This window comes from Devosia polycyclovorans (assembly GCF_042181575.1).
GTDB classification, from domain to species: Bacteria; Pseudomonadota; Alphaproteobacteria; order Rhizobiales; family Devosiaceae; genus Devosia; species Devosia polycyclovorans.
The window spans coordinates 1895481-1919571 of the sequence record NZ_CP170082.1 but is presented as its reverse complement, the minus strand read 5'-3'; the positions used below and the strand labels follow the sequence as shown (position 1 = coordinate 1919571).

18 protein-coding genes are annotated in these 24091 nt (G+C 61.1%); 7 read left to right on the top strand and 11 right to left on the bottom strand.

Annotation, left to right across the window (positions count from 1 at the left end; all coding sequences use genetic code 11):
* Positions 1-72 precede the first annotated feature (72 nt).
* From ACE4RL_RS09580 to acs, 3 genes are all read right to left on the bottom strand, one after another.
* Positions 73-858: a UDP-2,3-diacylglucosamine diphosphatase gene (locus ACE4RL_RS09580; protein ID WP_375596975.1), complete on the bottom strand. Its 786-nt coding sequence runs from the start codon at positions 856-858 to the stop codon at positions 73-75.
* Positions 859-948: 90 nt separating this feature from the next.
* Positions 949-2031, bottom strand: coding sequence for a glycoside hydrolase family 3 protein (locus ACE4RL_RS09575; protein ID WP_375596974.1), 1083 nt, complete (start codon positions 2029-2031; stop codon positions 949-951).
* Positions 2032-2239: 208 nt separating this feature from the next.
* Positions 2240-4192: an acetate--CoA ligase gene (acs, locus tag ACE4RL_RS09570; RefSeq protein ID WP_375596973.1), complete on the bottom strand. Its 1953-nt coding sequence runs from the start codon at positions 4190-4192 to the stop codon at positions 2240-2242.
* Positions 4193-4388: 196 nt separating this feature from the next.
* Here acs and ACE4RL_RS09565 point away from each other — a divergent pair, with 196 nt between their 5' ends.
* Positions 4389-4952 carry a hypothetical protein gene (locus tag ACE4RL_RS09565; RefSeq protein WP_375596972.1) on the top strand — a complete coding sequence of 188 codons (564 nt, stop codon included), beginning with the start codon at positions 4389-4391 and terminating at the stop codon, positions 4950-4952.
* A 3-nt stretch (positions 4953-4955) separates the two neighbouring features.
* Here ACE4RL_RS09565 and ACE4RL_RS09560 read toward each other — a convergent pair whose 3' ends face one another.
* The 3 genes from ACE4RL_RS09560 to ACE4RL_RS09550 form a co-directional block, all read right to left on the bottom strand.
* The gene (locus ACE4RL_RS09560) at positions 4956-6278 is read right to left on the bottom strand and encodes a lipopolysaccharide biosynthesis protein (RefSeq protein ID WP_375596971.1); all 1323 of its coding nucleotides are present in this window, start codon (positions 6276-6278) and stop codon (positions 4956-4958) included.
* On the bottom strand, positions 6275-7450 hold the full coding sequence (locus tag ACE4RL_RS09555; RefSeq protein WP_375596970.1) for a lipid II:glycine glycyltransferase FemX: 1176 nt from the start codon (positions 7448-7450) through the stop codon (positions 6275-6277). Before ACE4RL_RS09555 ends, ACE4RL_RS09560 begins: the two co-directional genes overlap by 4 nt.
* Before the next feature lie 199 nt (positions 7451-7649).
* Complete coding sequence (locus ACE4RL_RS09550; RefSeq protein WP_375596969.1) at positions 7650-8351, bottom strand: YjbE family putative metal transport protein; 702 nt, start codon at positions 8349-8351, stop codon at positions 7650-7652.
* Positions 8352-8845: 494 nt separating this feature from the next.
* Here ACE4RL_RS09550 and ACE4RL_RS09545 point away from each other — a divergent pair, with 494 nt between their 5' ends.
* The 4 genes from ACE4RL_RS09545 (at position 8846) to glgX (ending at position 15174) form a co-directional block, all read left to right on the top strand.
* The gene (locus ACE4RL_RS09545) at positions 8846-9055 is read left to right on the top strand and encodes a DUF2934 domain-containing protein (protein ID WP_375596968.1); all 210 of its coding nucleotides are present in this window, start codon (positions 8846-8848) and stop codon (positions 9053-9055) included.
* Positions 9055-10764 (top strand): malto-oligosyltrehalose trehalohydrolase, encoded by a 1710-nt coding sequence (gene treZ, locus ACE4RL_RS09540; RefSeq protein WP_375596967.1) that lies wholly within the window; start codon positions 9055-9057, stop codon positions 10762-10764. Before ACE4RL_RS09545 ends, treZ begins: the two co-directional genes overlap by 1 nt.
* Positions 10761-13025 (top strand): malto-oligosyltrehalose synthase, encoded by a 2265-nt coding sequence (gene treY, locus ACE4RL_RS09535; protein ID WP_375596966.1) that lies wholly within the window; start codon positions 10761-10763, stop codon positions 13023-13025. The genes treZ and treY overlap by 4 nt, the downstream gene beginning before the upstream one ends.
* Before the next feature lie 88 nt (positions 13026-13113).
* On the top strand, positions 13114-15174 hold the full coding sequence (gene glgX / locus ACE4RL_RS09530) for a glycogen debranching protein GlgX (RefSeq protein ID WP_375596965.1): 2061 nt from the start codon (positions 13114-13116) through the stop codon (positions 15172-15174).
* Positions 15175-15327: 153 nt separating this feature from the next.
* Here the strand turns inward: glgX and ACE4RL_RS09525 are convergent, their stop codons facing one another.
* Positions 15328-16722, bottom strand: coding sequence for an FAD-binding oxidoreductase (locus tag ACE4RL_RS09525; protein ID WP_375596964.1), 1395 nt, complete (start codon positions 16720-16722; stop codon positions 15328-15330).
* Positions 16723-17139: 417 nt separating this feature from the next.
* On the opposite strand from ACE4RL_RS09525, the gene ACE4RL_RS09520 reads away from it, so the two are divergent.
* Together ACE4RL_RS09520 and ACE4RL_RS09515 are read left to right on the top strand one after the other, a co-directional pair.
* Entirely contained in the window at positions 17140-17679 is a 540-nt protein-coding gene (locus tag ACE4RL_RS09520; RefSeq protein ID WP_375596963.1) for a hypothetical protein, read from the top strand.
* Positions 17676-19007 (top strand): GAF domain-containing protein, encoded by a 1332-nt coding sequence (locus ACE4RL_RS09515; protein ID WP_375596962.1) that lies wholly within the window; start codon positions 17676-17678, stop codon positions 19005-19007. The genes ACE4RL_RS09520 and ACE4RL_RS09515 overlap by 4 nt, the downstream gene beginning before the upstream one ends.
* A 174-nt stretch (positions 19008-19181) precedes the next feature.
* Here ACE4RL_RS09515 and ACE4RL_RS09510 read toward each other — a convergent pair whose 3' ends face one another.
* The 4 genes from ACE4RL_RS09510 to hyi form a co-directional block, all read right to left on the bottom strand.
* Positions 19182-20165: a LacI family DNA-binding transcriptional regulator gene (locus tag ACE4RL_RS09510; protein ID WP_375596961.1), complete on the bottom strand. Its 984-nt coding sequence runs from the start codon at positions 20163-20165 to the stop codon at positions 19182-19184.
* A gap of 77 nt (positions 20166-20242) precedes the next feature.
* Positions 20243-22342: a beta-galactosidase gene (locus ACE4RL_RS09505; protein ID WP_375596960.1), complete on the bottom strand. Its 2100-nt coding sequence runs from the start codon at positions 22340-22342 to the stop codon at positions 20243-20245.
* A 75-nt stretch (positions 22343-22417) separates the two neighbouring features.
* Complete coding sequence (locus ACE4RL_RS09500; protein ID WP_375596959.1) at positions 22418-23293, bottom strand: 2-hydroxy-3-oxopropionate reductase; 876 nt, start codon at positions 23291-23293, stop codon at positions 22418-22420.
* A 3-nt stretch (positions 23294-23296) separates the two neighbouring features.
* A complete protein-coding gene (hyi, locus tag ACE4RL_RS09495; protein WP_375596958.1) occupies positions 23297-24082 on the bottom strand; it encodes a hydroxypyruvate isomerase in 786 nt (261 codons plus the stop codon).
* Between the last annotated feature and the right edge of the window lie 9 nt (positions 24083-24091).

Here is a 24091-nt window from a genome sequence, read left to right as displayed (position 1 = left end):
TGGTGCGGGAGCCACGCGTCGGTCGCGTGACGGTCATGTGACGTTCAATTGACGGGGTTACTGCCCGGAACTCTATCGCAGTTTCGCTTTGCGGGATTCGCCAGTGACCATTTCGGTCCATTTGATCAGCTCGAAAGCGCCGTCGTGATTCTCGACTATGGCCGTGCAGCTCTCCACCCAGTCGCCGGTGTTGATATACTGAATGCCGAGCCGGTCGTGGATGTCGGCAAAATGGATATGGCCGCAGATCACGCCATCCACCCCGCTTTCCTTGGCCTCATGCACCAGCGCCTCCTCGAACCGGCCGATAACCGAAACCGCGTTCTTGACCTTCTGCTTGGCCCAGGCGCTGAGCGACCAGTATTGCAGCCCCAGCCGCCGGCGCACCCAGTTGATCGCGATGTTGACCCGCAGCGCCGCGTTATAGGCCCAGTCCCCAACATGGGCGAGCCACTTGGCATTCATCACCACCACGTCGAACTGATCACCATGGATCACGAGATAGGTCTTGCCCGTCGCCGATGTATGGATGGTCCGGTCCACCAACTCGATCTCGCCGAAATAGGTGCCCAGGTACTCGCGCAGGAATTCGTCGTGATTGCCCGGCAGATAGACGATCCGCGTTCCCGCAGTCGCCTTGTCCAGCATGAGTTGGATGACTTCATTGTACTGGCTGGGCCAGTGCCACTGCTTGGCCAATCGCCAGCCATCGAGGATGTCGCCGACCAGATAAATCGTCTCGGCATCATGCGCCCGCAAGAAATCGGCCAGTTGCGCGCTGCGGATCGGCTTCATGCCCAGATGCACGTCGGACAGGAAAAGCGCCCGTACGCGCCTGATCTCGCGGTCTTCCGACATCAGTCTGGGATCTCCTCACACAGGACGCGCATCATATCGGCTGCGCAGGGCGCTGGAAACACACAGACCAAGAAAGCCGGGGAAAGCAGCTCACTGCAATCGCGCCTTCAGCGCCGCGATGCGGGCATAGCTCTCCTCAATCCGCGCAGCAAACGCCGGGTCAGCTCCTGCTTCAGCCAGCAGGATATCGAGAACCTCCTGCGCCAGAGCCGGGCGGTAATCCGCCGTGTTGGAGAACAGGAGAATATCCATGCCCGCCCGCACGGCCATGGTGACAGTCTCCTTGAGCGAAAAATGGTCCCGGATGGCGCCCATTTCCAGATCATCGCTGATGACCACACCGTCAAAACCGAGCTCGTCTCGCAACACACCATCGATCCAGCGCGGCGAAAGAGAAGACGGTGTCTGGCCATCCGCGTCGGCATAATCGGCATGATAGAGATGACCGACCATAACCATATCGGCCAAGCCCTCTCCGATCAGCACCCGGTAGGGATCCAGTTCCCTCGGCTCCCAGCTGCGGGTTATATCGACAAAGCCTTCATGACTGTCCGCAGTCGACGACCCGTGGCCAGGAAAGTGCTTGAGCGCCGTAAGCAGCCCGGCTTGGTGATGGGCCCGGATGAACGCTCTACCATAGGCGGCAACCACGTCCGGATCGTCAGAAAAAGCGCGCCCGAAGCGAGCGATGATCTGGTTGTTCGGATTGGTGTCGAGATCGGCAACCGGTCCAAAATTGACCGAAAACCCCTGTTCGGCAATGCCTTGGGCCATGCGCGCATAGATCGCTCTGGCTTGCTCAGGCGTATTGCGCGCTGCAATCGTTGCCGCATTGGCAATCTCGGCGAAGCCCACATCCTTGGTCAGGCGCTCGACCGCTCCACCTTCCTGATCGAGCGTGATGAAAGGCGGCAGCATGGGCGCGGCGTCGCGGAACAGCGCGTTCATCTCTCGCACTGTCGCGAGACTGGCGACGTTCTTTTTGAGGTACATGACCCCGCCCAGCCGACCGGCCTCAAGGTCGTCGACGACGGCGCTTACGCCGGCATCATCGGGGCCATCCCCATCAAACCCCACCAGGATCATCTGCCCCGCCATTTCCTCAAGAGACTGCGCTGCTGCAGGCGATGCCAGACAGGCCAGGACGATCAGGGCAAGCAGAAAGCGGAACAAGGGCATCACCGGCGGAGAATCGGGCCTGCAGAGTGCCCAGCAAATGGCGGCAAGACAATGGTCTCCCCTGAACAGGGGATGCCGAAAGGTCGTTGGCTATGCCACCTGTGCGGATGGTGGACGCAGGACCGGTGGTATTCAACCTTCCAGCCGGCCCCCGCCGAACTGGAAGGGCGGTGGATTGATTCCACCGCCCGTTTTTTTGGCCTCAGGCCGGCTTGTTCTGGCGATTGGCGATCAGGTCATCGACAACCGAGGGATCTGCCAGGGTCGAGGTATCGCCCAGCGAGCCGAACTCGTTCTCGGCAACCTTGCGCAGGATGCGCCGCATGATCTTTCCCGATCGCGTCTTTGGCAGGCCGGGCGCCCACTGGATGAAATCGGGCGAGGCAATCGGCCCGATCTCCTTGCGCACCCAATTGCGCAGTTCAGTGCGCAACTCATCGCTGCTCTGCTCGCCGGCCATCAGCGTCACATAGCAGTAGATGCCCTGCCCCTTGATATCGTGCGGGAAGCCAACCACAGCGGCCTCGGAGACCTTGGGATGCGCCACCAGCGCGCTTTCGATCTCTGCTGTACCGAGACGATGGCCGGATACATTGAGCACGTCGTCGACGCGACCCGTGATCCAGTAATAGCCGTCCTCGTCGCGGCGGCAGCCGTCACCGGTGAAGTAATTGCCCTTATAGGTCTCGAAATAGGTCGAGACGAAGCGGCCATGATCGCCCCAGATGGTGCGCGCCTGGCTGGGCCAGCTATCCTTGATGACCAAGACACCTTCGGCTTTGGTCTGCTCCTGCACCTTGCCTTCAGGCGAAAGTACCTCGGGCTGAATGCCGAAGAACGGCTTGGTCGCCGAACCGGGCTTGGTCGGAATTGCACCTGGGAATGGCGCGATCATGTGACCGCCCGTCTCAGTCTGCCACCAGGCATCGACAATCTCGCAACGCCCCTTGCCAACCTTGTTGTAGTACCAAAGCCAGGCTTCGGGATTGATCGGCTCGCCAACTGTGCCCAGCAGCCGCAGCGACGGCATCTCGTGCTTTTCGGCAAATTCGGCGCCCGCGCCCATGAGCGCCCGGATGGCCGTTGGCGCGGTGTGGAAGATATTGACCTTGTGCCGCTCCACCACTTGCCAGAAGCGGCTGGCGTCAGGCCAGGACGGGATACCCTCGAACATCACCGTGGTCGCGCCATTGGCCAGCGGGCCATAGACGATATAGCTGTGCCCAGTGATCCAGCCCACATCGGCCGTGCACCAGAACACATCGCCCTTGCGATAGTCGAAGCTGAGTTCGTGGGTCAGCGAGGTATAGGTGAGATAGCCACCTTGCGTATGCAGCACGCCCTTGGGCTTGCCGGTGGAGCCCGAGGTATAAAGGACGAACAGCGGATCTTCCGCATTCATCGGCTCGGGATCGTTGAAGGGTTCGACGCCTGCGGCAGCTTCGTGCCACCAGACATCGCGCGCGCCCTTCATGGCCACGTCGGCGCCGGTATTGCGCACCACCAGCACCTTCGAAACACCGGGACAGTCTTCCAGTGCCATGTCAACATTGGCCTTGAGCGGCACGGTCTTGCCGCCGCGACGGCCCTCGTCGGCGGTGATAACCACTGCCGAGTCACAATCATTGATGCGGCCGGCCAGGGAGTCTGGAGAGAATCCGCCAAACACCACCGAATGAACTGCTCCGATGCGGGCGCAGGCCAGCATGGCATAGGCCGCCTGCGGGATCATGGGGAGATAGATCGTAACGCGGTCGCCCTTCTTGACGCCGAGCGACTTCAGCACATTGGCGCAGCGGCACACTTTCTCATGCAGTGTCCGATACGAGATGTATTCGGCCTTATCCGCGGGATTGTCGGGCTCCCAGATAATGGCGATGTCGTCTCCGCGCTCGACCAGATGCCGGTCAATGCAATTGGCGGCGACGTTCAGCACACCGTCTTCGAACCATTTGATCGACACATCGGGATATTCGAACGTGGTGTTCTTGATCTTGGTGGGGAAAGTCATCCAGTCGAGCCGCTTGGCCTGCTCGGCCCAGAACCCAACCGGATCCTGAATGGACTGCTGGTAGAGCGCATCATACTGCTCGGCCGTGGTATGGGTGCGCGCGATCGCGGCCGCGCTTGGCTGGAATAAGAGCTGGTCGCTCATCGTCATCCTCCCTTATCTCTCCCGGCATCCGTTCTAATGTTCCCCCCTCGTGGCGGCAAGGCCTAGTGCCTGCGACTCAATGGGTTTTTCCGGCATGGGTGTTTGCCCTTCGGGCACGGCACCTACCGTTAACCGGCTTGCGCTAGGCTCACACCATGGCCCGTCCAGCCGATGAACTGTCCTGAGGAGGAGCACGATGGCCGAGACGATCATGCGGCCCGCAACACATGCGGATCTGGATCTGGTGCTGCGCGAATTGCGCGATGTCATTCAGACATCGCCGCACTACAGTGACCGCTTCAAGGAGCACGAGACCAACAGGCTCGACAAGTCCTTCCTCAAGGGCCTGCTCGCCATCGATCCCTGGCATATCATGATCAGTTGCGTGGACGGCGTGCCGGCGGGCGCGATCATTTCGGGACCAGAGTGTGGCGCCATCTTTCGCTACTGGAGCTGGGTATTTCCTTCACACCGCCAGTCCAAGCTTGCCCTGTTCGGCATGCGCGAGTTCGACGCCCATTGGGACAACACTCGGTTTCACAAGGCCTACACTTATGTGCGGCCCGAAAACGAGGTGGCCCGCATGCTCCTGCAGCGCTATGGCTACACCGAGACCGCGCTGCTCAAGCAGCATATTTTCGGCCAGGACTATCTGCTGATCGAAAAATTCTATACTCGGCCCGAGGTCCCCTACGACAGCGGCTATGTCGGTCGCTTGGGCCGCCTCAAGAACCGTCTGAAGGGGCTTGTCGGGGCGTGAACCCTATTCCGCCGCCAGCATCCGCCGGGCCTTGAACCACTGCAGGATCGACACGTCGATCCGCGCGGTTCTCAGGGCAATTCCCCAAAGCACAACCGACCAAACCGAAATGGCGATTACGGCTGCAAGCGCCGCCCCAACCAGGTGCAGCATGGGCACGAGCACCAGATTGCCCACAAAAAGCGTCCCCATGCCCAGAAGAACGGCGGGCAGGCTGGCCCAGGGCCGGTCATGTATGGACAACACCATCGAAGCCGGCCCCATGACCGAGCGAACCACAAGACCGAGACACAATATCGCCAGCGGCAGGGCACCGGCGGTGAAGGCGGGACCGAACAGCAGCAGGGCAAACGGCGCACCCATGATCACCAGCCCGAACAGCACCAGCGACACGATGCTGGCCGCCAGATTGGCCTCACCCACCTTGCGATGGAACGCGGCGCGATCGGCATTGGCTTCGCTCTCGAACATGTCGGGCAGGATGACCGCATAGACGGCCGCAACGCCGAACGACACCAGCGAGAAGACCCGAGTACAGACACCGAAAATGGCGAGCTCCTCCCGGTCAAGCAGATTGGCGAGCAGCAGCAGGTCGATGTCGAAAAAGAAATCCGTGGCCAGGGTGATCAGCACCCAGGGTGCCGCAAAACGCCACCAACGGGGCACCTCCGCAGCACGCGACTGAGCGGTTTCAGCAATATGTGGCAACGTCGCGATCACAATCGCCATGTGCACCAGCGCAATCGCGACATAACCGAGCGCCGTGGCCCAGAGCATGGTTTCGAATGCCTCTGGCGCTGTAGGAAGCAGCCAGGCGCAGCAGAGCACCGTGGCCAGCACCATCATCGGACGGAAAATGCCGTCTGCGAAAAAGCCGGCAAAGGGACGTTTGAGCCCCACCAGTATCGCTCCGTTGACGTAAACCAGCGCCGTGGCCAGAGCCAGCAGCACCACAGGCACGAAATGCAGCGCAACGACATGACCACCCAGGCCCATTCCATTGAGGACCAAAGGCCCAGCCACCATCAACCCCGCAAAGGCCAGGGCGACATGCCCGTAAGCGCGGAACAGGAATGCGATGAGCTGCCGCCGGTCCTCACGGGCCCGATACTCCGCGGCAAAATAGGTCCCAATGGTCTGGAACCCCAGCGGCATGGCGACGGCGATCAGATTGACCGTTGCGATCACCAACAGATAATCACCCAGGATCGCGGCGCCCCAGACCTGCGCGATAAAGGCTTGCACTAGGAAGATCAGGCCGGCGCCGAACAGGCGCCCGCCAAAAATGATCGTTGATTGCGAGGCCAGGCGGCGTGCGAGGCTCATCGGAACTCTGGCGGAAGCGGAGAAGGCTCCTGATCGGGTCGGGCGCGCGAAGGACGCACCGCCTCGATATGCCGACGCAACTCGTTATAGGCCTCCCGCGCCGCAAAGGCCCCTGCCCCCAGCGCATAAGCGAGCGGCCGCGTTGCGAAATTTGCCACGGGCGGCACCGGCCGGATCAGGCCCTCGTCTCCGACCATGCCCTTCTTGAACTGATGCAGCCCCTGGAAGCCATCGGTACCGCCCAGATCGTACCAGCTTGCCCTTGTGTGATCGCGAAGCCAGCGAATGATATGCCAATGCATGAAGTATCCGGCGCGCAGTGGCAGCGCCTTGTCGTTTGTGGCGCCATAGAGATAGACCGCACGCGTGCCGGCCTTGAAGATCAGCGCCCCCGCGACCAGTTCGTCCTCGCGCCGCACGAAGAACAATTCGGGCCGCAGCGGCTGGTCCAGTACCATTAGGGCATCCAGCGTATCGAAAGCCGAATAGTCGGGAAATTGCTTGCGATCGCTCATCGCGGCGTAGAGCGCCTTGAAGTCGCCGATACGCTCGGCCCCCGCATGTTCGAACACCAGGCCGGACTTTTCCGATTTGTTGAGTTGCCGTCGCCAGGTCTGGCCAAAGCTTTTGCGCTGCGCCTCATCGGACAGCCGTAGATTGACCAGATAGCGGTCGGGAAACCGCAACACCGCGCCGCGCTTGAAACCGCGTTCCCGAAGGGCCCGATATTCGCTGTTGCCCTCCCCGGTGCTGGCATGGGGTAGCACCGAGAGCATCATGCCGCGCTCGTCGGCATATTCGGCCACGAGCGCCTCGATCATCGCCTGATAGAGGGTTGCGGCGTCCGCAGCCTTTGTGTCGGCCAGCATCGGTCCCCACTTGATGATGGCGATCTGACCAACCCCCAGCGGCAGGCGCTGCACCATGACAAGCGCACCACCGATAACGCGCCCGTGCCGCTCAAATAGCCGGGGCTCGGCGGTCACGCCAGGCCAGCGGATCGAGGCAAAGGCAAAAAGCTGTTCCTGGCAAAGGCCATCAAAGCCGGAGACAACCGCATCCCACTCGGCACCATCGACCGGCCGGGCGACAACACTCGCCGTCGCGGGACCGACCGGCGTCGGCGCGACACGCTCGTCATGTGTCTGGGCTGCTCCTGCGGAGACGGACATGGTTCTGCTTCCGGCTGATACGCGTTCTGCCGAAAGCTAGACCTCCGTAGTGATCAAATCCCTATCCCACAGGAACAAATGCGCCAAAATTCCGCGCGTGGTTACCAAACTTCGAACCGTCCCGAAGGGCAAATCCCTCCGGTGGCGAGATTTGAGGCGAAAGGGCAATGAGCGCTATGCGCGAATCGCGGAACCGCCCCTAGTGCACAGCCGCAGCGGCATCCACCGCATGGGGCGTGTAGAGGAACGGTATTTCTGGAATGGCCACAAAGGCACCCAGGCCCTCGAGGGACATGCGGATGGCCACGAACAGGATCATCACCAGGCCAAGCCAGGCGATCCAGTGGTAGCGGTGCAGCAGACGGGCGATAAAGGTGGCGGCAACGCCCATGAGCACCACCGACAGCGCCAGGCCGAACACCAATGCCTCAAAATGGTGCTGCGCCGCCCCTGCAACCGCCAGCACATTGTCGAGCGACATCGACACGTCGGCGATGATGATCTGGATAACGGCCTGCCGCAGCGTTTTGCGCGGGGCCTTGCCGGCAATGGTACCGTCGGCGTTGTAATCGGCATCCGACAACGCCTCGGTCGCCTCTTCCTCCTCAGCGTCCGAAACGGTGAGTTCGCGATACATTTTCCAGCACACCCAAAGCAGCAGAAGGCCGCCAGCTATCAGCAGGCCGCCACCAAGCGAAAGTAGCTGGGTAGTGATGAGCGCGAAGCCGATGCGCAGCCCGGTAGCCGCCAAGATGCCGATCAGAATAGCGCGGCGGCGCAAATCCGCGGGTAGCCCCGCAGCGGCCAGCCCGATTACCACGGCATTGTCACCCGCCAGGACCAGGTCGATCAGGATGACCTGAAACAGCGATGAGAGAAAACTCGGGTCAATGCCGAACATGAGGGGCCCCTTGTGCAGGCGTGTAACTGAAACGTGCCACGCTGCTACGCCCGAGCGCGTCGGGCAGCAAGGGGCAAGGTGCAGAACCCGGCCAAAGTTCGAGTCTTTGCGGGGATTCAGGCCAGCGGCGAAACGCACCCTCCCTGCAGCATCGGCCACGCCGGCCCCTCGCAGGTAACTGGCTTCGACTATGTCATAAAGCGAACAATTGCCGGTGGTGTCGCAGTGCCAAAGGCTGGTTACAACGTTGGAGGCGCGCCGATTGCGGCAAAGCCGTTTCAATTTGGAAGTGAGAGATTGATCCAAGGGCCACGGGCGGTGTCATGGCCTCACCGCCTATGCTGGAACCTGCTACACGCTCACAAATGCCCGGAGCAGCTACCTGACGGACTGGCGCTTGCAGTCAAGCGCGGGACTAAGAGACTCCGAATTGTCGCGGGCAATGGAGCGAAACGCGCCGCACCGCATTATCGGTCTGCAGTTGGAGAGCGCTGATGCAGAAAGACGCAACGGACCCCTGGGTCGATCCCCTCTTCGAGCAACGGGTACGTGAAACCGCATACTTCCTGTGGGAACAAGCTGGCAGACCCGATGGGCAGGAACAAACATACTGGTTCGAAGCCCTCGACCGCTGCCTGCGCGAACGCCAAGCTGACGATATGCTTCAAAAGCGTCCGCCCGCTCTGCCAGAGGACCGTTCCTGATGTCTCATTGGGGTATCGAGAAGACAGGCGCGCAGTGGCGGGCCGGATTATGGGCGCCTTCCGCCAGCATGGTGGCCGTTGCCATTGGGGAGCGGTCTATCCGCATGCACCGCGGGGGCGACGGTTTCTGGGAAGCAAAGTTCGTAGCGGAAGAAGGTGAGGACTATTGCCTCATCGTTGACGACGAACGCTATCCCGATCCGGCCAGCCGCCTGCAGGTCTCGGACGTCCACGGGCCTTCACGCCTGGTTTCGGGCGTGGATTTCGATTGGGCACCTTCCTGGAAAGGACGTCCCTTCAACGAATATGTCCTTTATGAACTTCACATAGGCACCTTTACCCCGAGCGGAACATTCCGGGCCGCGGCCGAGAAGATGGAGGAATTGGCAAGGCTTGGTTTCACTGCAATTGAGATCATGCCGATCAGCCAGTTTCCCGGGTCGCGAGGCTGGGGCTATGACGGGGTGCTGCCCTTTGCCCCCCATCCAGTGTATGGTTCGCCCAATGATCTGAGGCATCTCGTCAATACCGCGCAGAGCCACGGGCTATGCGTCATTCTTGACGTGGTCATGAACCATTTCGGTCCGGACGGGGCCTATCTCCACACAATCGCACCTGAATTCTTCAACCCGGACCGGCACACACCGTGGGGCGCTGCCATCGACTTCTCGCAGAAAGCGGTGCGCCAGTTCTGGATCGATTGCGCCCTTATGTGGCTAAACGAGTACCGGCTCGACGGGCTGCGGCTCGATGCGGTACATCAAATCCAGGGCGAAGGGGCACCGGAGTTCATGATGGAATTGGGCCAGGCTGTCCGGAAACTGGACTTGGGCAGGCCGCTCCATCTCATCGTCGAGGATGAACGCAATGAGCCCACTCTGCGCGAGTCGGGGCTTTATGCCGCCAGTTGGAACGATGATTTCCACCATGCGGTACATGCAAGCCTGACCGGCGAAAGCCAGGATTACTATGTCTCCTTCGCAAACGACCCGATTGCAGATCTGGTTCGGGCGTTGGAGCGTGGACATATCGAGGAAGGCCAGCCGCGAATTGGGCTCGACACACCACGCGGCTCCGACTGCGCCCACTTGCCGGTCACCAGCTTCATAAATTCTATCCAGACCCACGATCAGGTCGGCAATCGGGCCCAGGGCGAACGGCTTCTGACGCTGGCGGATGAAAATGCGGTAAAGACGGCGTATGTCCTGCTGCTCACTGCCCCCTACACGCCCATGATCTTCATGGGCGAGGAACGCGGTGCCGTGTCTCCATTCCAGTTCTTTGCCGACTACGACGGCGATCTGGCTGAAGCGGTGCGCCAGGGCCGGGCCGAGGAATTCGCTGGCATCGCCGCGCTTGGCGAGTCGGTGCCCGACCCAATCGATCCGGCAACGCTCCGACGCTCCCGGCTGGACTGGTCCTCATCTCCGGCTGCAGATGACTGGCTGCGGCTGTCTCACCAGGTCCTCGCATTTCGCAAGGCCGCGATTTTCCCGCTGACCGCTACCCTCCGCCAGCATAGTGCGGCTCATGTCGTCGGCGAAAAGGCCTTGACTGTGCACTGGCAGTTCGAGGCGGGCGAGTTGATTATCGATCTCAATTTTGGAGAGATAGGCCGGCATGCGCCAAGGGCGCGCGCGCCCGACTTCGCGCTCTTCGATCTCAAACGCGATCCCTACGCCCTTGCCGTCTGGAGCAAATTGACATGATGCACTCGGCCCCGACCGCCACATACCGGGTACAGTTGCGGGAGGGCGTCGACTTCGACAATCTTGCCCGGCATGTCGACTATATCGCTGGGCTGGGCATGTCCCATCTCTACCTCTCCCCGATCTTCACCGCCTCGACGGGCTCTACCCATGGCTACGATGTCATCAATCCTAATCAGATCGACCCGACGCTGGGAGGGCGAGGTGCATTTGAACGGCTTGTAGGAGCCGCAAGGCAGGTCGGGCTGGGGATCATACTCGACATCGTTCCGAACCACACCGCCTTCACTTTGGAGAATCCCTGGCTGCTGGAGGTGCTGCGCGAGGGTGAGAACAGTCCTTACGCCAGCCATTTCGATATTGATTGGAATGCCGGACCCCTGGTTCTGCCTATTCTGCCGGAGCCTTTCGAGCAAATGCTGGCCGCCGGCCGCTTCAGCGTAAAGAACGGCCATTTCGTCTTCGACGGAACGCAGGTCCCGCTAGCGGATACAACTCAAGATGACACGACGGATATAGATGCGTTGCGGAAAGTGCACGAGCAGCAGCACTGGCGCCTGAAGCATTGGGAGGCCGAACGCGATTCCATTACCCACCGTCGCTTTTTCAACGTCACAAGCTTGATCGGCATGCGTGTCGAGGATCCCGAAGTCTTCGAGGACACTCATGCGCTGACCCTGGATCTGGTCCGGGCGGGATTGGTCGATGGCTTGCGCGTGGACCATATCGATGGACTGGCTGACCCGGCGGCCTATCTCGAACGGCTGTCGCAGGCGCTACCCGGCACGCCCATATGGGTCGAAAAAATTCTGGTGGGCGACGAACGCCTGCCCGAAAACTGGAACACGGTGGGCACGACCGGTTATGAATCTGCCCGCCTGCTGGCGCGCGCGCTCACGCACAGCCAGGGTATCGAAAAGCTGGATCAAATCTGGCGCGATCTGGTCCAGGAGCCAGACAGTTTTCCGCAGGCGCTGACCCGAGCCAAGAAAGACATCCTCGAGTTCGAACTCGCGGCTGAACTGCACCAGCTCGTCGCTTTGGCTGCCGCTGCGCTCCAGGCCTCACCGCTCGCAGAACCGGGTCCCGAGACGCTGCGCGAAGCTGTCATGGCCCTGCTCGGGGCCGTGCCACGCTACCGGACCTATATAGACAGCAACGGCATCGAGGAAGCTGACCACGCCATCGTCACCCGAATGAGCGAAACGGCAGCAAGGGGCCTGCGTTCGGAGGTCGGCGTCAAGGCGGTCGCCTCGCTCATGCTCTCGCCAGATACAGCGCAGGCGCGGACCTTCGCCTTGCGTTTCCAGCAGGTGTCCGGCGCTCTTCTCGCCAAGGCACAGGAAGACACCGCCGGCTTCCGGTGGTCACGCTACCTGGCTGCCAACGAAGTTGGCGCCGAACCGGCCGAGCCAACCGTGGATCAACGGGAGGCCGACCAGTTCCTGTCAGGTCGAACCCCTTGGGGCATGAACCTGAGTTCGACGCACGACACCAAGCGTTCCGAGGACGCGCGCATGCGCATGGTGGCAATCAGCCATCAGCCGGAGGGGTTCAAGGCCCTCTACCTTCGGGCCTGCGAGCTACGCGAAGCTGCCGAGGTCACCCCGGCCTGGCGCTGGTACATTATCCAGACCTGCCTGGCCATCTGGGACCCTGCGGACGCGCATCTCGACGAGCGTTTGCGCGATCATATCCGCAAGGCGATGCGTGAAGCCAAGCAAGCCAGTTTCTGGACCAGGCCCAACGAGGATGCGGAAAACAAGGCCATCGCTTTTGCCCACGCGGCGGTTGCGCTATGGCGCGACGCTCTGCCGATCGAACTCGAGCAATTGGTGTCGAGCGCGGACACGCTGATCCTCACCCAGCTTGCCCTCAAGACGCTCCTGCCGGGCTTTCCCGACATTTACCGTGGCAGCGAAACAGTTTTTCTTGCCCTCACCGATCCGGACAACCGTCGCCCTGTGGATTGGGGCACCCTTGCCGGCGGCACCTTGGACAGCACGATTGCCACAGCCAAGTTGAACCTGACCCGTGAACTGCTTGGGTTGCGCAAGGCCGAACGCGAATTCCTCGAGCGGGCAGCGAGCAACGTCGTTCTCAACCCGGACAGCGTCTTGCTGCGCCGGAGCGACGGGCAGCGGGCTTTGGTTGCCGGTTTCGCAACCCGCCTCCCCGCCGGTATCGAACCGATCTGGCACACCGAGATCAACCGTCAGGTGATCCTTGTCGGGTGGGACACTCAATTGTCCGCCGCATAGCCGACCTGCCGGAACTGGCGTGGAGTCATCCACGTTCACAAGCAACTCTCCAGCGGCCCCAACCCGCTCCACCCCAGGAACCACTCCAATGCGTAAAGCGCAAAACACCAAGCCGACCTTTGATCATCACGCCGGCCGGCCTGATATCCTTGGCGCGGAATTCATGGGCGAGGGCACCAATTTCGCCCTGTTCTCCGAGCATGCTCAGCGGGTTGAGCTGTGTCTGTTTGACAAGTCGGGAGCCAATGAAATCCACCGCCTGGATCTGCCAGCCATGGAAGGCGGCATCTGGTTCGGTTATCTTCCTGGCATCAAGCCCGGCCAGGTCTATGGCTACCGCGTTCATGGTCCCTATGCCCCCGAAGAGGGCCATCGCTTCAATCCCAACAAGCTGCTGCTCGACCCCTATGCCCGCGAACTCAAGGGCGAGATCGTCTGGGACGACGCTTTGCATGGCTATACAATCGGCGAGGATGACCTGAGCTTTGATGAGCGCGACAGCGCCCCATTCATGCCCAAGGGCGTTGTTGCCGATCCGGCATTCGACTGGGACACCGACCGGGCCCTGCGAACCCGCTGGCAGGACACGGTGATCTACGAAGGGCATGTGCGTGGCCTCACCATGCTGCATCCCGATATCCCGCAAGATCTGCGCGGCACCTTCCAGGGGCTGGCGAGCGATCCCATCATCGAGCATTTGCACAAGATCGGCGCAACCACCATCGAACTGCTGCCGGTGCACGCCTTCGCCAATGATCGCTACCTGGTCGAGAAAGGGCTCTCAAACTATTGGGGTTATTCCACCCTTTCCTTCTTCGCCCCGCATGCGCGCTATCTGCACACCGGTCAGATCCGCGAAGTGAAGCAAGCCATCCGCAAATTTCATGCCGCCGGCATCGAGGTTATCCTCGACGTGGTGTTCAACCATACCTGTGAAGGCAACGAACTGGGCTCGACCCTCTCCTTCCGCGGCATCGACAACGCCAGCTACTATCTACTATCGCCCGAAAACCCTCGGCACAGTTTTGACACGACCGGTACCGGCAATACGCTCAATGTCGCCCATCCCATGGTTCTGCGCATGGTGCTCGACAGCCTGCGCTACTGGGTGCAGGCCATGCATGTCGATGGGTTCCGCTTTGACCTTGCTTCAACCCTGGGCCGGGAATCGGAAGGCTTCGAGCGGGATGGCTCATTCTTCAACGCCTTGCGACAGGATCCGGTGCTGGCCGGTGTCAAGCTGATTGCCGAGCCTTGGGACATTGGTGACGGGGGCTACCAGGTCGGCGGCTATCGTTGGCCGTTCCGGGAATGGAACGACAAGTTCCGCGACGATACGCGGGCATTCTGGCGCAAGGATCCGGGCCGGATCGCGGCAATGTCCGAACGCCTCTCAGGTTCGCCCGTCCAGTTCAATCACAGCCACCGCCCGGCCACCTCAAGCATAAATTTCGTTGCCGCCCACGATGGCTACACGCTTTGGGACACCCTGAGTTTCAACGAGAAGCACAACGAGGCCAACGCCGAAGACAATAATGACGGTCATGACCACAACCTGTCGGACAATATGGGCGCAGAGGGCGAGACCGAGGACGAAGCCATCCTGCAAGCCAGGCTGCGCCGGGCCAAAGCCATGCTGGCTACCGTTCTTCTCAGTCAGGGCGTACCGATGATCCTTGCAGGAGACGAATTGGGCAATAGCCAGGGTGGGAACAACAACGCCTATTGCCAGGATAATGAGATCAGTTGGCTCGACTGGAGCAAGGCGCGGTCGGAACTGATCGAGGCGGTCTCGATGCTGAGCAAGTTGCGCAGGGAGACGAGCCTGTCCCGCGCCCGTTTCGGCGTCGCGCAGATCGATGGCCCTGACGACAATCCGGTGCTGGAATGGCTCCACCCCGATGGCAGAGCCATGGGAGACGCCGATTGGGAAGACGCCGAATTGAGATGCTTCGGCCTGAAGATCGTCTCCCGACACGACCCGGAACTGCTCATCGTGCTCAACGCGGGCGACGACCGCGAATTCCAGTTGCCCGAGGGCTCCTGGACACGGCGTATTGATACAACAGAGCAGTCATTCGTAGAGACCACTCCCGCGTCTGGATCAGTCGCTGTGCCATGGCAGGGGGTCCAGGTTTACGGGCGCTGAACAGCTTCGTGCATGCGTGGAGGATTGCGGCAACTTGCGAGTCACGCTGGGTGACGAATGCTGCTGCCCCTCGTCAGTCAACCGCTTGAACAGGTGCCACGTCGAACTGGCCACGCCAAGGCGCCGGAGGGTTACTCCGGCGCCTTGCTCCGCCTAAGCCGAGGGTGCAACGTTCTGGTTGCGGTGGAACATGTTGTGGGGGTCATACCGGCGCTTGACCTGCTGCAGACGGCTCCAGGTGGCTTCCGGATAGGCGTCCCGGATACGTTCGGCGCCTTCGTCGGCGAGGAAGTTCACATAGGCACCTCTTTTGACCGCTGCGAACGCCCCCAGGCACTTCTCGACCCAATCATTATTTCGCTCGATCGCCTCGGTCCGATCAATCGCTATAAATACGGTCATGACCCGGCTATCGCGGTGCCCAAAGGCCGTCGCTTCTGCCGGAACGCGGGTAGCCGCTCCGCCCAGAACGCGCACCTGCACCATGCGCACTGGTGCCTCACCCTGTTCAAGCAAGTCCAGCATGGTCTGCGCCTGGTCGATGTCGACCCCATCCATGAAGGTTGTCCGGATCGAGACCGATTGGCTCAGCGCCGGATCTTCAGGCATATACATGGCGCTGTAGGGCACCGGACCGACCAGATCGGCAATCGGGGTCGCGAGTGCTCGGAACGGCGCCAGCACCGCATCGGACTGGCTCGCCAGGCCGGAATAGGCCATCATGCCGATCACCACCGTCTGGCCGATGACTTCCTGGGGCAGGAACGGCATTGGGGGCGCCGGCATGACCATGGCGATGGTCGAAAGCTCGTCCGGCGCTGCATCCGCGGCCGCAGCGAAGCCCGCCAGGACTTCCGCCGTTGCCGGCAGGACCAGCGGTCCGCCGACGAACTCGGGCAACGGGTTGAGGCGGTACTTGAAACGCGTGACCACGCCGAAATTGCCGCCCCCACCGCGCAAAGCCCAGAACAGGTCTGGATGATTGACCTCGTCGGCGATGAGAATCTCACCAGCTGCCGTGACCACTTCGATGGCGAGAACAGAGTCGATGGTGAGGCCGTGCTTGCGCACCAGGTAGCCGATGCCCCCGCCCAGCGTTAGCCCGCCAATGCCGACCGATGCCGCATCGCCAAAGCCGACGATCATTTTGTGCTGCTCGACAGCCAGAGTTACTTCCCCGGCGGTGAGGCCGGCATCGGCCCACACCCAGCTCTTGTCCTCAGCATAGGACAACGTCCTGAGATCGCGCAGGTCGATAACGATGCCGCTCGAACACGAGCCGTGGCCGCAGGTGGAATGGCCACCGCTGCGGATCGCGATCTCGATCTGGTTCGCGCGCGCGAAATTGAGCGTCGTCGCAACGTCTTGCGCATCGGCCACGCGGACGATTAGGGCCGGCTTGTGGTCCCAGTTATTGTGCGCAAGGGCACGCGCCTGGTCGTATTCGGCATGTTCGGGCCGAATGATGTTTCCCTTGATCTGAGAAAATAGTGACTGGAAGGACAGGGACTTTCCATTGTCCAGTACGGGGCGAAGGATATCATCCATCTATATTGTTCCTGATCTTGTTGAATCTGATCTTGCGGAGGGGTCTGACGCAAAGCATCGGCTAGGCACGGATGTGGCTCTGGCGCCGGTGGACCGGGGTCTCGGCTCGAGGCTTTCGTTCACCGCGGCACACGCCACGGCGGAGACACAAACCGATGTCGAGGGCACACGCAGGACAAGCGCCAGCGCGCGCCGAAATGAGGCGCTTTTTCATTGTCTTGTCTTCCAGTAGATCGGAGTTGGATATTGATCGCTGGCGCTCGAAGCCGAGGCGTCGGTGACGGGCGGTAGATACTCCGGTCACCGGACTGATGCCCGCTAAATGTCGCTGCAAGAATCCATAAAAGAATGCTAAAAGAAGCTGACGCGGCCCCGCTTCCGGGCCGTGACGCCACGTTATTATCGGTATGTCCGGTCATGCCACGCGCCCTTCATCCTGATACGCCTGATGCCGAACTCGCGCGCCTCAACCGGAGCGGGGCGAATACTTTGCTGACGACCGAATTGGTTGAGTTCTGCGAAAGCGGGATCAGTATTGTCGTGGCCGTTACCGACCAGACCGGCTTGCCAATCGCGGGGACCGCCTGCGGGTGCCGCGTGCTGGAGGATGGCTGTGTCCGGCTCGTCCTGCTGCGCGCTGCCAACTTCGAACTGCTTGACGCCGCGGCCGCAAGCGCGCCGATAGCGGCTACGTTCAGCCGTCCGCGGACACATCGCTCCATTCAGCTCAAGGGCATCAACACCAGGCTTGCCGAGCCGACCGCCGACGAACGGCAGGCCGGTGTGGACCAGATGGCGGGTCTTGGTGAGGAACTGCGGGATGTCGACTATACTGCGCGCTTCACTGCAGCTTTTTGCGCGGTCGACCCTGACGATCTGGTAGCCATCGACTTCGATCCCACAAGCGCCTTTGTGCAGACGCCGGGACCGGGAGCCGGTGCGGAGTTGAAGGCATGAAGACGCCCAGATTGCCCGAGATCCGCAATTGCCTTGAGGGCATCGTTCCCTCCGTTCTGGCCACCACGGATCTGGAGGGCACCCCGAATGTTTCGCTGATCTCGCACGTTCAGTACGTTGATCCCGAGCGGGTCGCTCTCTCCTACCAGTTCTTCAACAAGACCCGCCGCAACCTGCTCGCCACCGGCCGCGCCAGCGTTGTTGTCGTCGATCCCGACACGAACGAGCAATATCGCCTGACCCTCGAATATCTCGAGACACAGACCAGCGGTGGGCTGTTCGAGATGATGAAGGCCAAGCTCGCGGGAATCGCGTCCCACAGCGGTATGCAGGGCGTGTTCCGCCTTCTCGGGTCTGATGTCTTTCGCGTCCGGGAAATCGCGCCTGTTGCAAGCGTCGTTCTCGCTCGGCCTGTCGCCCACAACCAGCTCTTGGCCGTGCGCCGCATTGGCGAGCAATTGGCCCGCACCGGCGAGATGGGCGAAATGTTTGACACGCTGCTGGCAGGTCTGCAGCAATACTGCGGCATCGAGCATTCAATGTTGCTCATGCTCGACCACACCAACCAGCGCCTCTATACAATTGCGTCCCGCGGCTACCCCTTTTCGGGCATCGGCTCGGAGGTGGGCCTTGGCGATGGCGTGATAGGCGTTGCCGCTGCGCAGCGCGTGCCGATTCGCATCGGTCACATGTCCTCGGAATATTCCTACGGCACCGCCGTTTTCGACACAGCACGCGCTGCTGGACTGGAATGGCAACGGACCACCGCCATTTCCTACCCAGGTCTTGATGCTCCGCAGAGCCAGATCGCCATACCCATCCTCAATCGGGACACTACGGTAGGAGTGCTCTTTGCCGAAAGCCCCGAGCCAAACCAATTCGGCTATGACGATGAGGATGCGTTGACGCTCCTAAGCCAGTTGCTCTCGGCAAAGATATGCCTGATGCAGCGTGACGACTTCGGCGAGCGGGTCAATGGGCCAGCTCCCGACGCGACGGCATCGGGCCGGGAGATCCGCCTGAGATATTATCATGTCGACAGCACTGTCTTTGTGGGCGACACCTACCTCATCAAGGGCGTCGCCGGCGCCATTCTCTGGAAGCTGGCCAGCGAGCATGCCGAAACCGGCCGTGTCGACTTTTCCAACCGTGAACTGCGCCTCGACCCGGCGTTACGCCTGCCGGAGTTCGTCGACAATCTCGAGGCGCGACTTGTCTTGCTACAACGTCGCTTGAGCGAGCGCGACGCCGGCATCGCGATTGACAAGTGCGGTCGCGGACGATTCCGGTTTATCGTTAGCGGGCAATTGTCGCTCGAAGAAACCTGACCAAAGAATTGCTGACTGTCGTCGCCGTTTACGAACCGGGATCGTGAGCCGCTGGCGTCAGCGCGTATGCCCTAACCTGCGGTCGCGGAAGCCGTTTTGATCGGCAGGCCGTGCCACCGGCGCTTGGCGCTCGTGGTGCAGTTGAGCAGCGTCGCCAACGAGGTTGGCGCATGATCATCCGACTGGCGCCGGCCCAGATGATTTGCGCTCCACCAAATGTCCCGTAACCATGACGCGTAGCGGAACGGCAGGATTGATGCGGCCGTGCGCCCTGTCATCGAGGACCCGCACCAGCCCCGCACCTATTTCCTGCCCGAGGGTCTTCACAGTCGTCAGGTTTGGGGTGATCTGCATAGCGGCGGAGAAGTCGCCAAAGCCAATGACGGTCACATCCTGCGGGATACGGTAGCCCAAATGCATCAACTGCGACATCGCAGTCAGAGCCAGGCCGTCATGCGCACAGAAATATGCCGTGGGTTCAAAGCCGTCGGCCTGTATTTCACGCAGGCGATCAATGAAGTGGTAGTCTGCATCGAACGTCATCTGCCGCAATTCGACGTCCGGACAATCTTCCAAAACCTCCCGCAGTCCGTAATACCGTTCCCGGCGTCCTCGATAGCGCGGCGCACCATGGACGTATGCGATCCGGCGGTGGCCAAGATCGTAGAGATATTTCCCTACCGCCGCACCCGCTTCATGGTCTGTGCCATGCACCATGTCGAAGGTCTCGAGCGGCTCAATCCAGCCGTTGCGCACAAGAGGGATGCCCAACCCCTTCACCTTGTACATGCTTTCGCGGGTGTGCGGCCCGACCATGGCGACGCCTGCACAATTGAGGGCAAATGCCTCGATCTCGTCGATCAGATGTGTCCAGATCATGCGCGCCTGATAGCCACGGCGCTGCGCTTCGGCCTGAAACCCGGTCTGTATCAGCAGGTGCAATTCCGAATTCACTAGGTCCGCGTCGTGGAAGACGATGCCCATAAGATTGGGCGTCTGTATGCTCGATGGGCGCAGGTAGCCGAGATCGGCTGCGGCCTGCTGGACAATGGCACGCGTCTCTTCGCTGACGCCGCTCTTTCCCGAAAGCGCTCTGGAGACGGCGAACTTGGAAAGACCAGTCTGCTTCGCGATCGTAGCGAGTGTGACACGTGCCAATGCGGCTCTCCTGAATAACTAGCTGCTGATAGACGCCCTCCCATCATAACGCAACATAACCTTCGGCATTTGTTAGGTTATATATCAGCAATCACACAGTCGCGCGCCGGCAGGTGCACTTGACCACCGGAGACAGCTTCGCCCCAGTAGATCTTGCCCGGCGAAACTGGCTTGCCATCGACCGAGACTGTAACCGGAAGGGCCTGCCGCGTCGGATTGAGCAGCCAGAGAACGCGCCGACCATTAGCGCCCTCATGAAGTCGGGCCTGAACCCGATTATCCGACAGCCTCACCCGCTGCGAGCGCCCCGCCCACCGCAGCACTTCTGCAAAATAGGCCAGATTACCCGCTTCGCTCCTGTTGAAATAGGCGACACCCGGATGTGTACCGACCAGCAAGCTTCGGCCGGATTCAAAGCTGTTTTCGACAAGGGCAGCGCGCCCATCAATGAAATTTCCCACGATACTGCCGGTCGTCGGCTCGTAAGATTGCAGGAACCCTCCACCGCGCACCGTCTGCCCAGAGAAACTGAACAAGATCCTGTCAGCGATGTCAGGCATGAACTCGACTTCGGCCTCCCGCGCGCCGAATACGCTGTCCAAGCCGTTGTTGGGCTGGACAGTACCAACCTTGCCGCGGTCGCCGAAATAGCCTGGTGTCGCCTCCGAAATCAGCGTGCCACCCGCCGCCACCCAATCAGTGAGGGCCTTGGCCGTCTGGCTGGTCATGCTTATCGGATAGGGCGCGTAGAGTACCTCGTAGCCCGAAATATCGTCGATATGCACCCAGTCCGCCTGCACACCGTTGTCGAAGAAACCGCGATAGGCGCCCCACATCGCCTGGCGATAGGTTTCAGGACAGTGCTTGTGATTGAGCAGATAATCCCAGGCCTGCGCCTCCGGTATCACGAGAAGCCCAATGTCTCCCTTGACCGGCCGGGCTGAAAACAGTTCCTGCTGCTCCGGCGCGTTGGACCACTTGGCGATGGCGCTCGCCATGTCGGAGCGTTTTGTGCGGCTTCCATCCATGCCATAGGACCCAAACGCGCCGAACAATGGACCGTCCAACAAGGGGCGATAGCGCAGATTGAGCACCCCGCTTGCCCCGGCGGCAAAGGAGGTCATGGTCAACAGCCGAATGTCTTCCGGCTCCATGATCCGCCCATCCTCCTTGTCCCGGCCCAGTACCTGTGGCTGCATCCATAACGGACCGCCGGGACGCTCGGCGTGCCACCATTTCTTTCCCCGCGCCGCCGCGCGGGTCAGATCGGGACCGAAGAAGTTCTGCCAAGGCTTGAAGCCACGGCGGCCCGGAACCCAAGTGAGCCCATAAAGCTCAACCTTGGACGCGGCGAGCCAATCATCCGAACCATTGGACGCCATATTGGGGATGGCCCCGCCGACACCGTGCGCCGCGATCAGGCAATCCTGGTCGACTGCCCGTATCGTATCAATGCGCCATTGCATCTGGCCGTAATAGTTGTCCCGCTTGAATTCGAGCCAATCCAGGTTTTGGGGGTAGGCGGCCACCTCCCGTGGCGCCTCGATGTCGTCCCAATCGGCATAGGAGTAGCGATACCAGGCCTGCGCAAGGGACTCGAGATCACCGTATTTTTCCTTCAGCCACAGGCGGAAATCGGCCTGCATGTAATCTGAAAAGTCGACATCGGCCGAGTAGTTGACCTCATTCCAGACATCGTAACCCAGGAGGCCGGGGTGCCCCTTGTATCGGGTCGCCATTGCCGTCAGGAATGCGCCGGCCGCTTCTTTGACCTCTGGGCAGTTCATGGTTAGCGACCCTGCCCCGCCGCCATTGTGCGCAAACCCTCCAACCGCGGCGCTGACCCCCATCGAGGCCTCCAGCGGACGCCCGTCTGCCCGGATCTGTCTGGCATGGGCGAACTTGCGATAGGCCCAGTCCGGGACCGTATGGGTCAACTCCGCGATAATTGTCTTGATGCCGTTCTCGGCCGCCAGATCCATCTGACGATCATAGTCTTCCCAGTCATACTGACCTGGCTTGCGTTCGATCGCCGACCACATGAACCAGTGGCGGAAGACATTGAGGCCGTCCTCCGAGGCCACCCCATAGTCCCTGTCCCAATCTTCGCGCGGCGGGTTGGACTTGCGGAAATAGACGGCGCCGAATGGCGTTTGAGGAAGCTTGTCGAGTGGCATGATAAATTGTCTCCAGGCAATAGGGTGCCGCTCGGCGCCGGGGGCGTCGATAAAGGCTCCGTTGATGTGAATGGTTCAGTCCGCGGTGCCGGCCAGTGCCTCCAGTGTGCGGATGAGCCCGGAATGATCCTTGTCGCCGTCACCCAGCGCGAGCGCGGCATTCATTAGTTGAGCGGTCGCGGCAGTATTGGGCAGTGCCAATTCCAGCGCCTTGGCCGCATCGAGCGCCAGAGCAAGGTCCTTGCGATGCAGGCGGATGCGGAAGCCGGGATCGAATGTCCGGTTGATCATGCGCTCGCCATGCACTTCGAGGATACGCGAGGCCGCAAAGCCGCCCATCAGGGCGTCACGTACCTTGGAAGGGTCGGCACCCGCTTTCTTGGCGAACGTCAGCGCTTCGCCTACCGCCGCGATGGTCAAGCCGACGATGATCTGGTTGGCTACCTTGGCGGTCTGTCCGTCGCCGACGCCGCCCACCCGATTGATATTCTTGCCCATGAGTTGGAAGAGCGGCAGCGCCTTTTCGAACACCGTCTCTTCGCCACCCACCATGATGGTGAGCGCTGCATTCTTGGCACCGACTTCACCACCGGAAACCGGCGCATCGAGATAGTCGATGCCCTGCTCCGCCAGCTTGGCCGCAAAGTCCTTGGTGGCCACTGGGGAGATCGAACTCATATCGATCACCAGCGCTCCGGCCGACAGCCCCTCGGCCACGCCATCAGGGCCGAACAGCACCGCTTCGACATCCGGCGTGTCTGGCACCATAAGGATAACCACCTCGGCGGCTTCTGCCACCGCCCGCGGGCTTTCCTTGGCTGTTGCGCCGGCATCGATCAGGTGCTGGGACGCGGATTTGACGCGATGCACGAACAATTCGTGGCCAGCGGCCAGCAAGTGCCCTGCCATAGGGCGTCCCATGACGCCCAGTCCGATAAAACCGATCTTCATCGGTCACCCCTCCTTCCGATAGGGAGCCATCCAGCCCAGGCCAGCGCTTGTGGTTGTAGCCGGCTTGTATTCGCAGCCCACCCAGCCGGCATATCCCAGCCGATCGAGTTCGGCGAAAACGAAGGCATAATTGATCTCCCCTGTGCCCGGCTCGTTGCGGCCCGGGTTGTCAGCGATCTGCACATGGCCGATGCAGTCAAACAGGCGCTCGAATGTGGGGATCAGATCGCCCTGCGAAATCTGCATGTGGTAGAAATCATACTGAATCTTGAGGTTATCCACGCCGGCCATGGCCATGATTGCCTCAGCATGATTGGTCGTGGACACATGATAACGCGGCATGTCGCGGCGATTGATCGGTTCAAAAACCAGCGCGATGCCTGCATCGGCGAGACGCGGTGCCGCATAAGCAAGATTATCCGCCAACGTCCGGTCAAGCAGTGCTGCATCCGCGCCCTCAGGAGCGAGCCCTGCCAGGCAATTGACCGTCGGGCAAGTCAGCGTCTGGGCATAGCTCACGGCTTTGTCCAGCCCGGCCCGGAATTCTTCGATGCGATCAGGGAGGCAGGCAATGCCACGCTCACCCGCAGCCCAATCCCCGGCAGGAAGGTTGAACAGCGCCTGGCTGACACCAGCCTGGCCTAGTGCGGCCGCGATTTCGTGCTTGTCCAGTTCGTATGGCGAGACATATTCGACCGCTCCGAAGCCGTCTGCGGCAGCTTTGGCGATGCGTTCGATCAGGGGAACTTCCTGGTACAAGAACGATAGATTGGCAGCAAATCTTGGCACGAGATAATC

Coding starts and splice junctions, on each gene's coding strand:
- ACE4RL_RS09560 (WP_375596971.1), bottom strand. CDS start 6,278: ATGAGCCTCGCACGCCGCCTGGCCTCGCAATCAACGATCATTTTTGGC.
- ACE4RL_RS09515 (WP_375596962.1), top strand. CDS start 17,676: ATGAAGACGCCCAGATTGCCCGAGATCCGCAATTGCCTTGAGGGCATC.
- treZ (WP_375596967.1), top strand. CDS start 9,055: ATGTCTCATTGGGGTATCGAGAAGACAGGCGCGCAGTGGCGGGCCGGA.
- ACE4RL_RS09525 (WP_375596964.1), bottom strand. CDS start 16,722: ATGGATGATATCCTTCGCCCCGTACTGGACAATGGAAAGTCCCTGTCC.
- ACE4RL_RS09550 (WP_375596969.1), bottom strand. CDS start 8,351: ATGTTCGGCATTGACCCGAGTTTTCTCTCATCGCTGTTTCAGGTCATC.
- ACE4RL_RS09555 (WP_375596970.1), bottom strand. CDS start 7,450: ATGTCCGTCTCCGCAGGAGCAGCCCAGACACATGACGAGCGTGTCGCG.
- ACE4RL_RS09580 (WP_375596975.1), bottom strand. CDS start 858: ATGTCGGAAGACCGCGAGATCAGGCGCGTACGGGCGCTTTTCCTGTCC.
- acs (WP_375596973.1), bottom strand. CDS start 4,192: ATGAGCGACCAGCTCTTATTCCAGCCAAGCGCGGCCGCGATCGCGCGC.
- ACE4RL_RS09500 (WP_375596959.1), bottom strand. CDS start 23,293: ATGAAGATCGGTTTTATCGGACTGGGCGTCATGGGACGCCCTATGGCA.
- ACE4RL_RS09565 (WP_375596972.1), top strand. CDS start 4,389: ATGGCCGAGACGATCATGCGGCCCGCAACACATGCGGATCTGGATCTG.
- treY (WP_375596966.1), top strand. CDS start 10,761: ATGATGCACTCGGCCCCGACCGCCACATACCGGGTACAGTTGCGGGAG.
- glgX (WP_375596965.1), top strand. CDS start 13,114: ATGCGTAAAGCGCAAAACACCAAGCCGACCTTTGATCATCACGCCGGC.
- ACE4RL_RS09520 (WP_375596963.1), top strand. CDS start 17,140: ATGCCACGCGCCCTTCATCCTGATACGCCTGATGCCGAACTCGCGCGC.
- ACE4RL_RS09505 (WP_375596960.1), bottom strand. CDS start 22,342: ATGCCACTCGACAAGCTTCCTCAAACGCCATTCGGCGCCGTCTATTTC.
- ACE4RL_RS09545 (WP_375596968.1), top strand. CDS start 8,846: ATGCAGAAAGACGCAACGGACCCCTGGGTCGATCCCCTCTTCGAGCAA.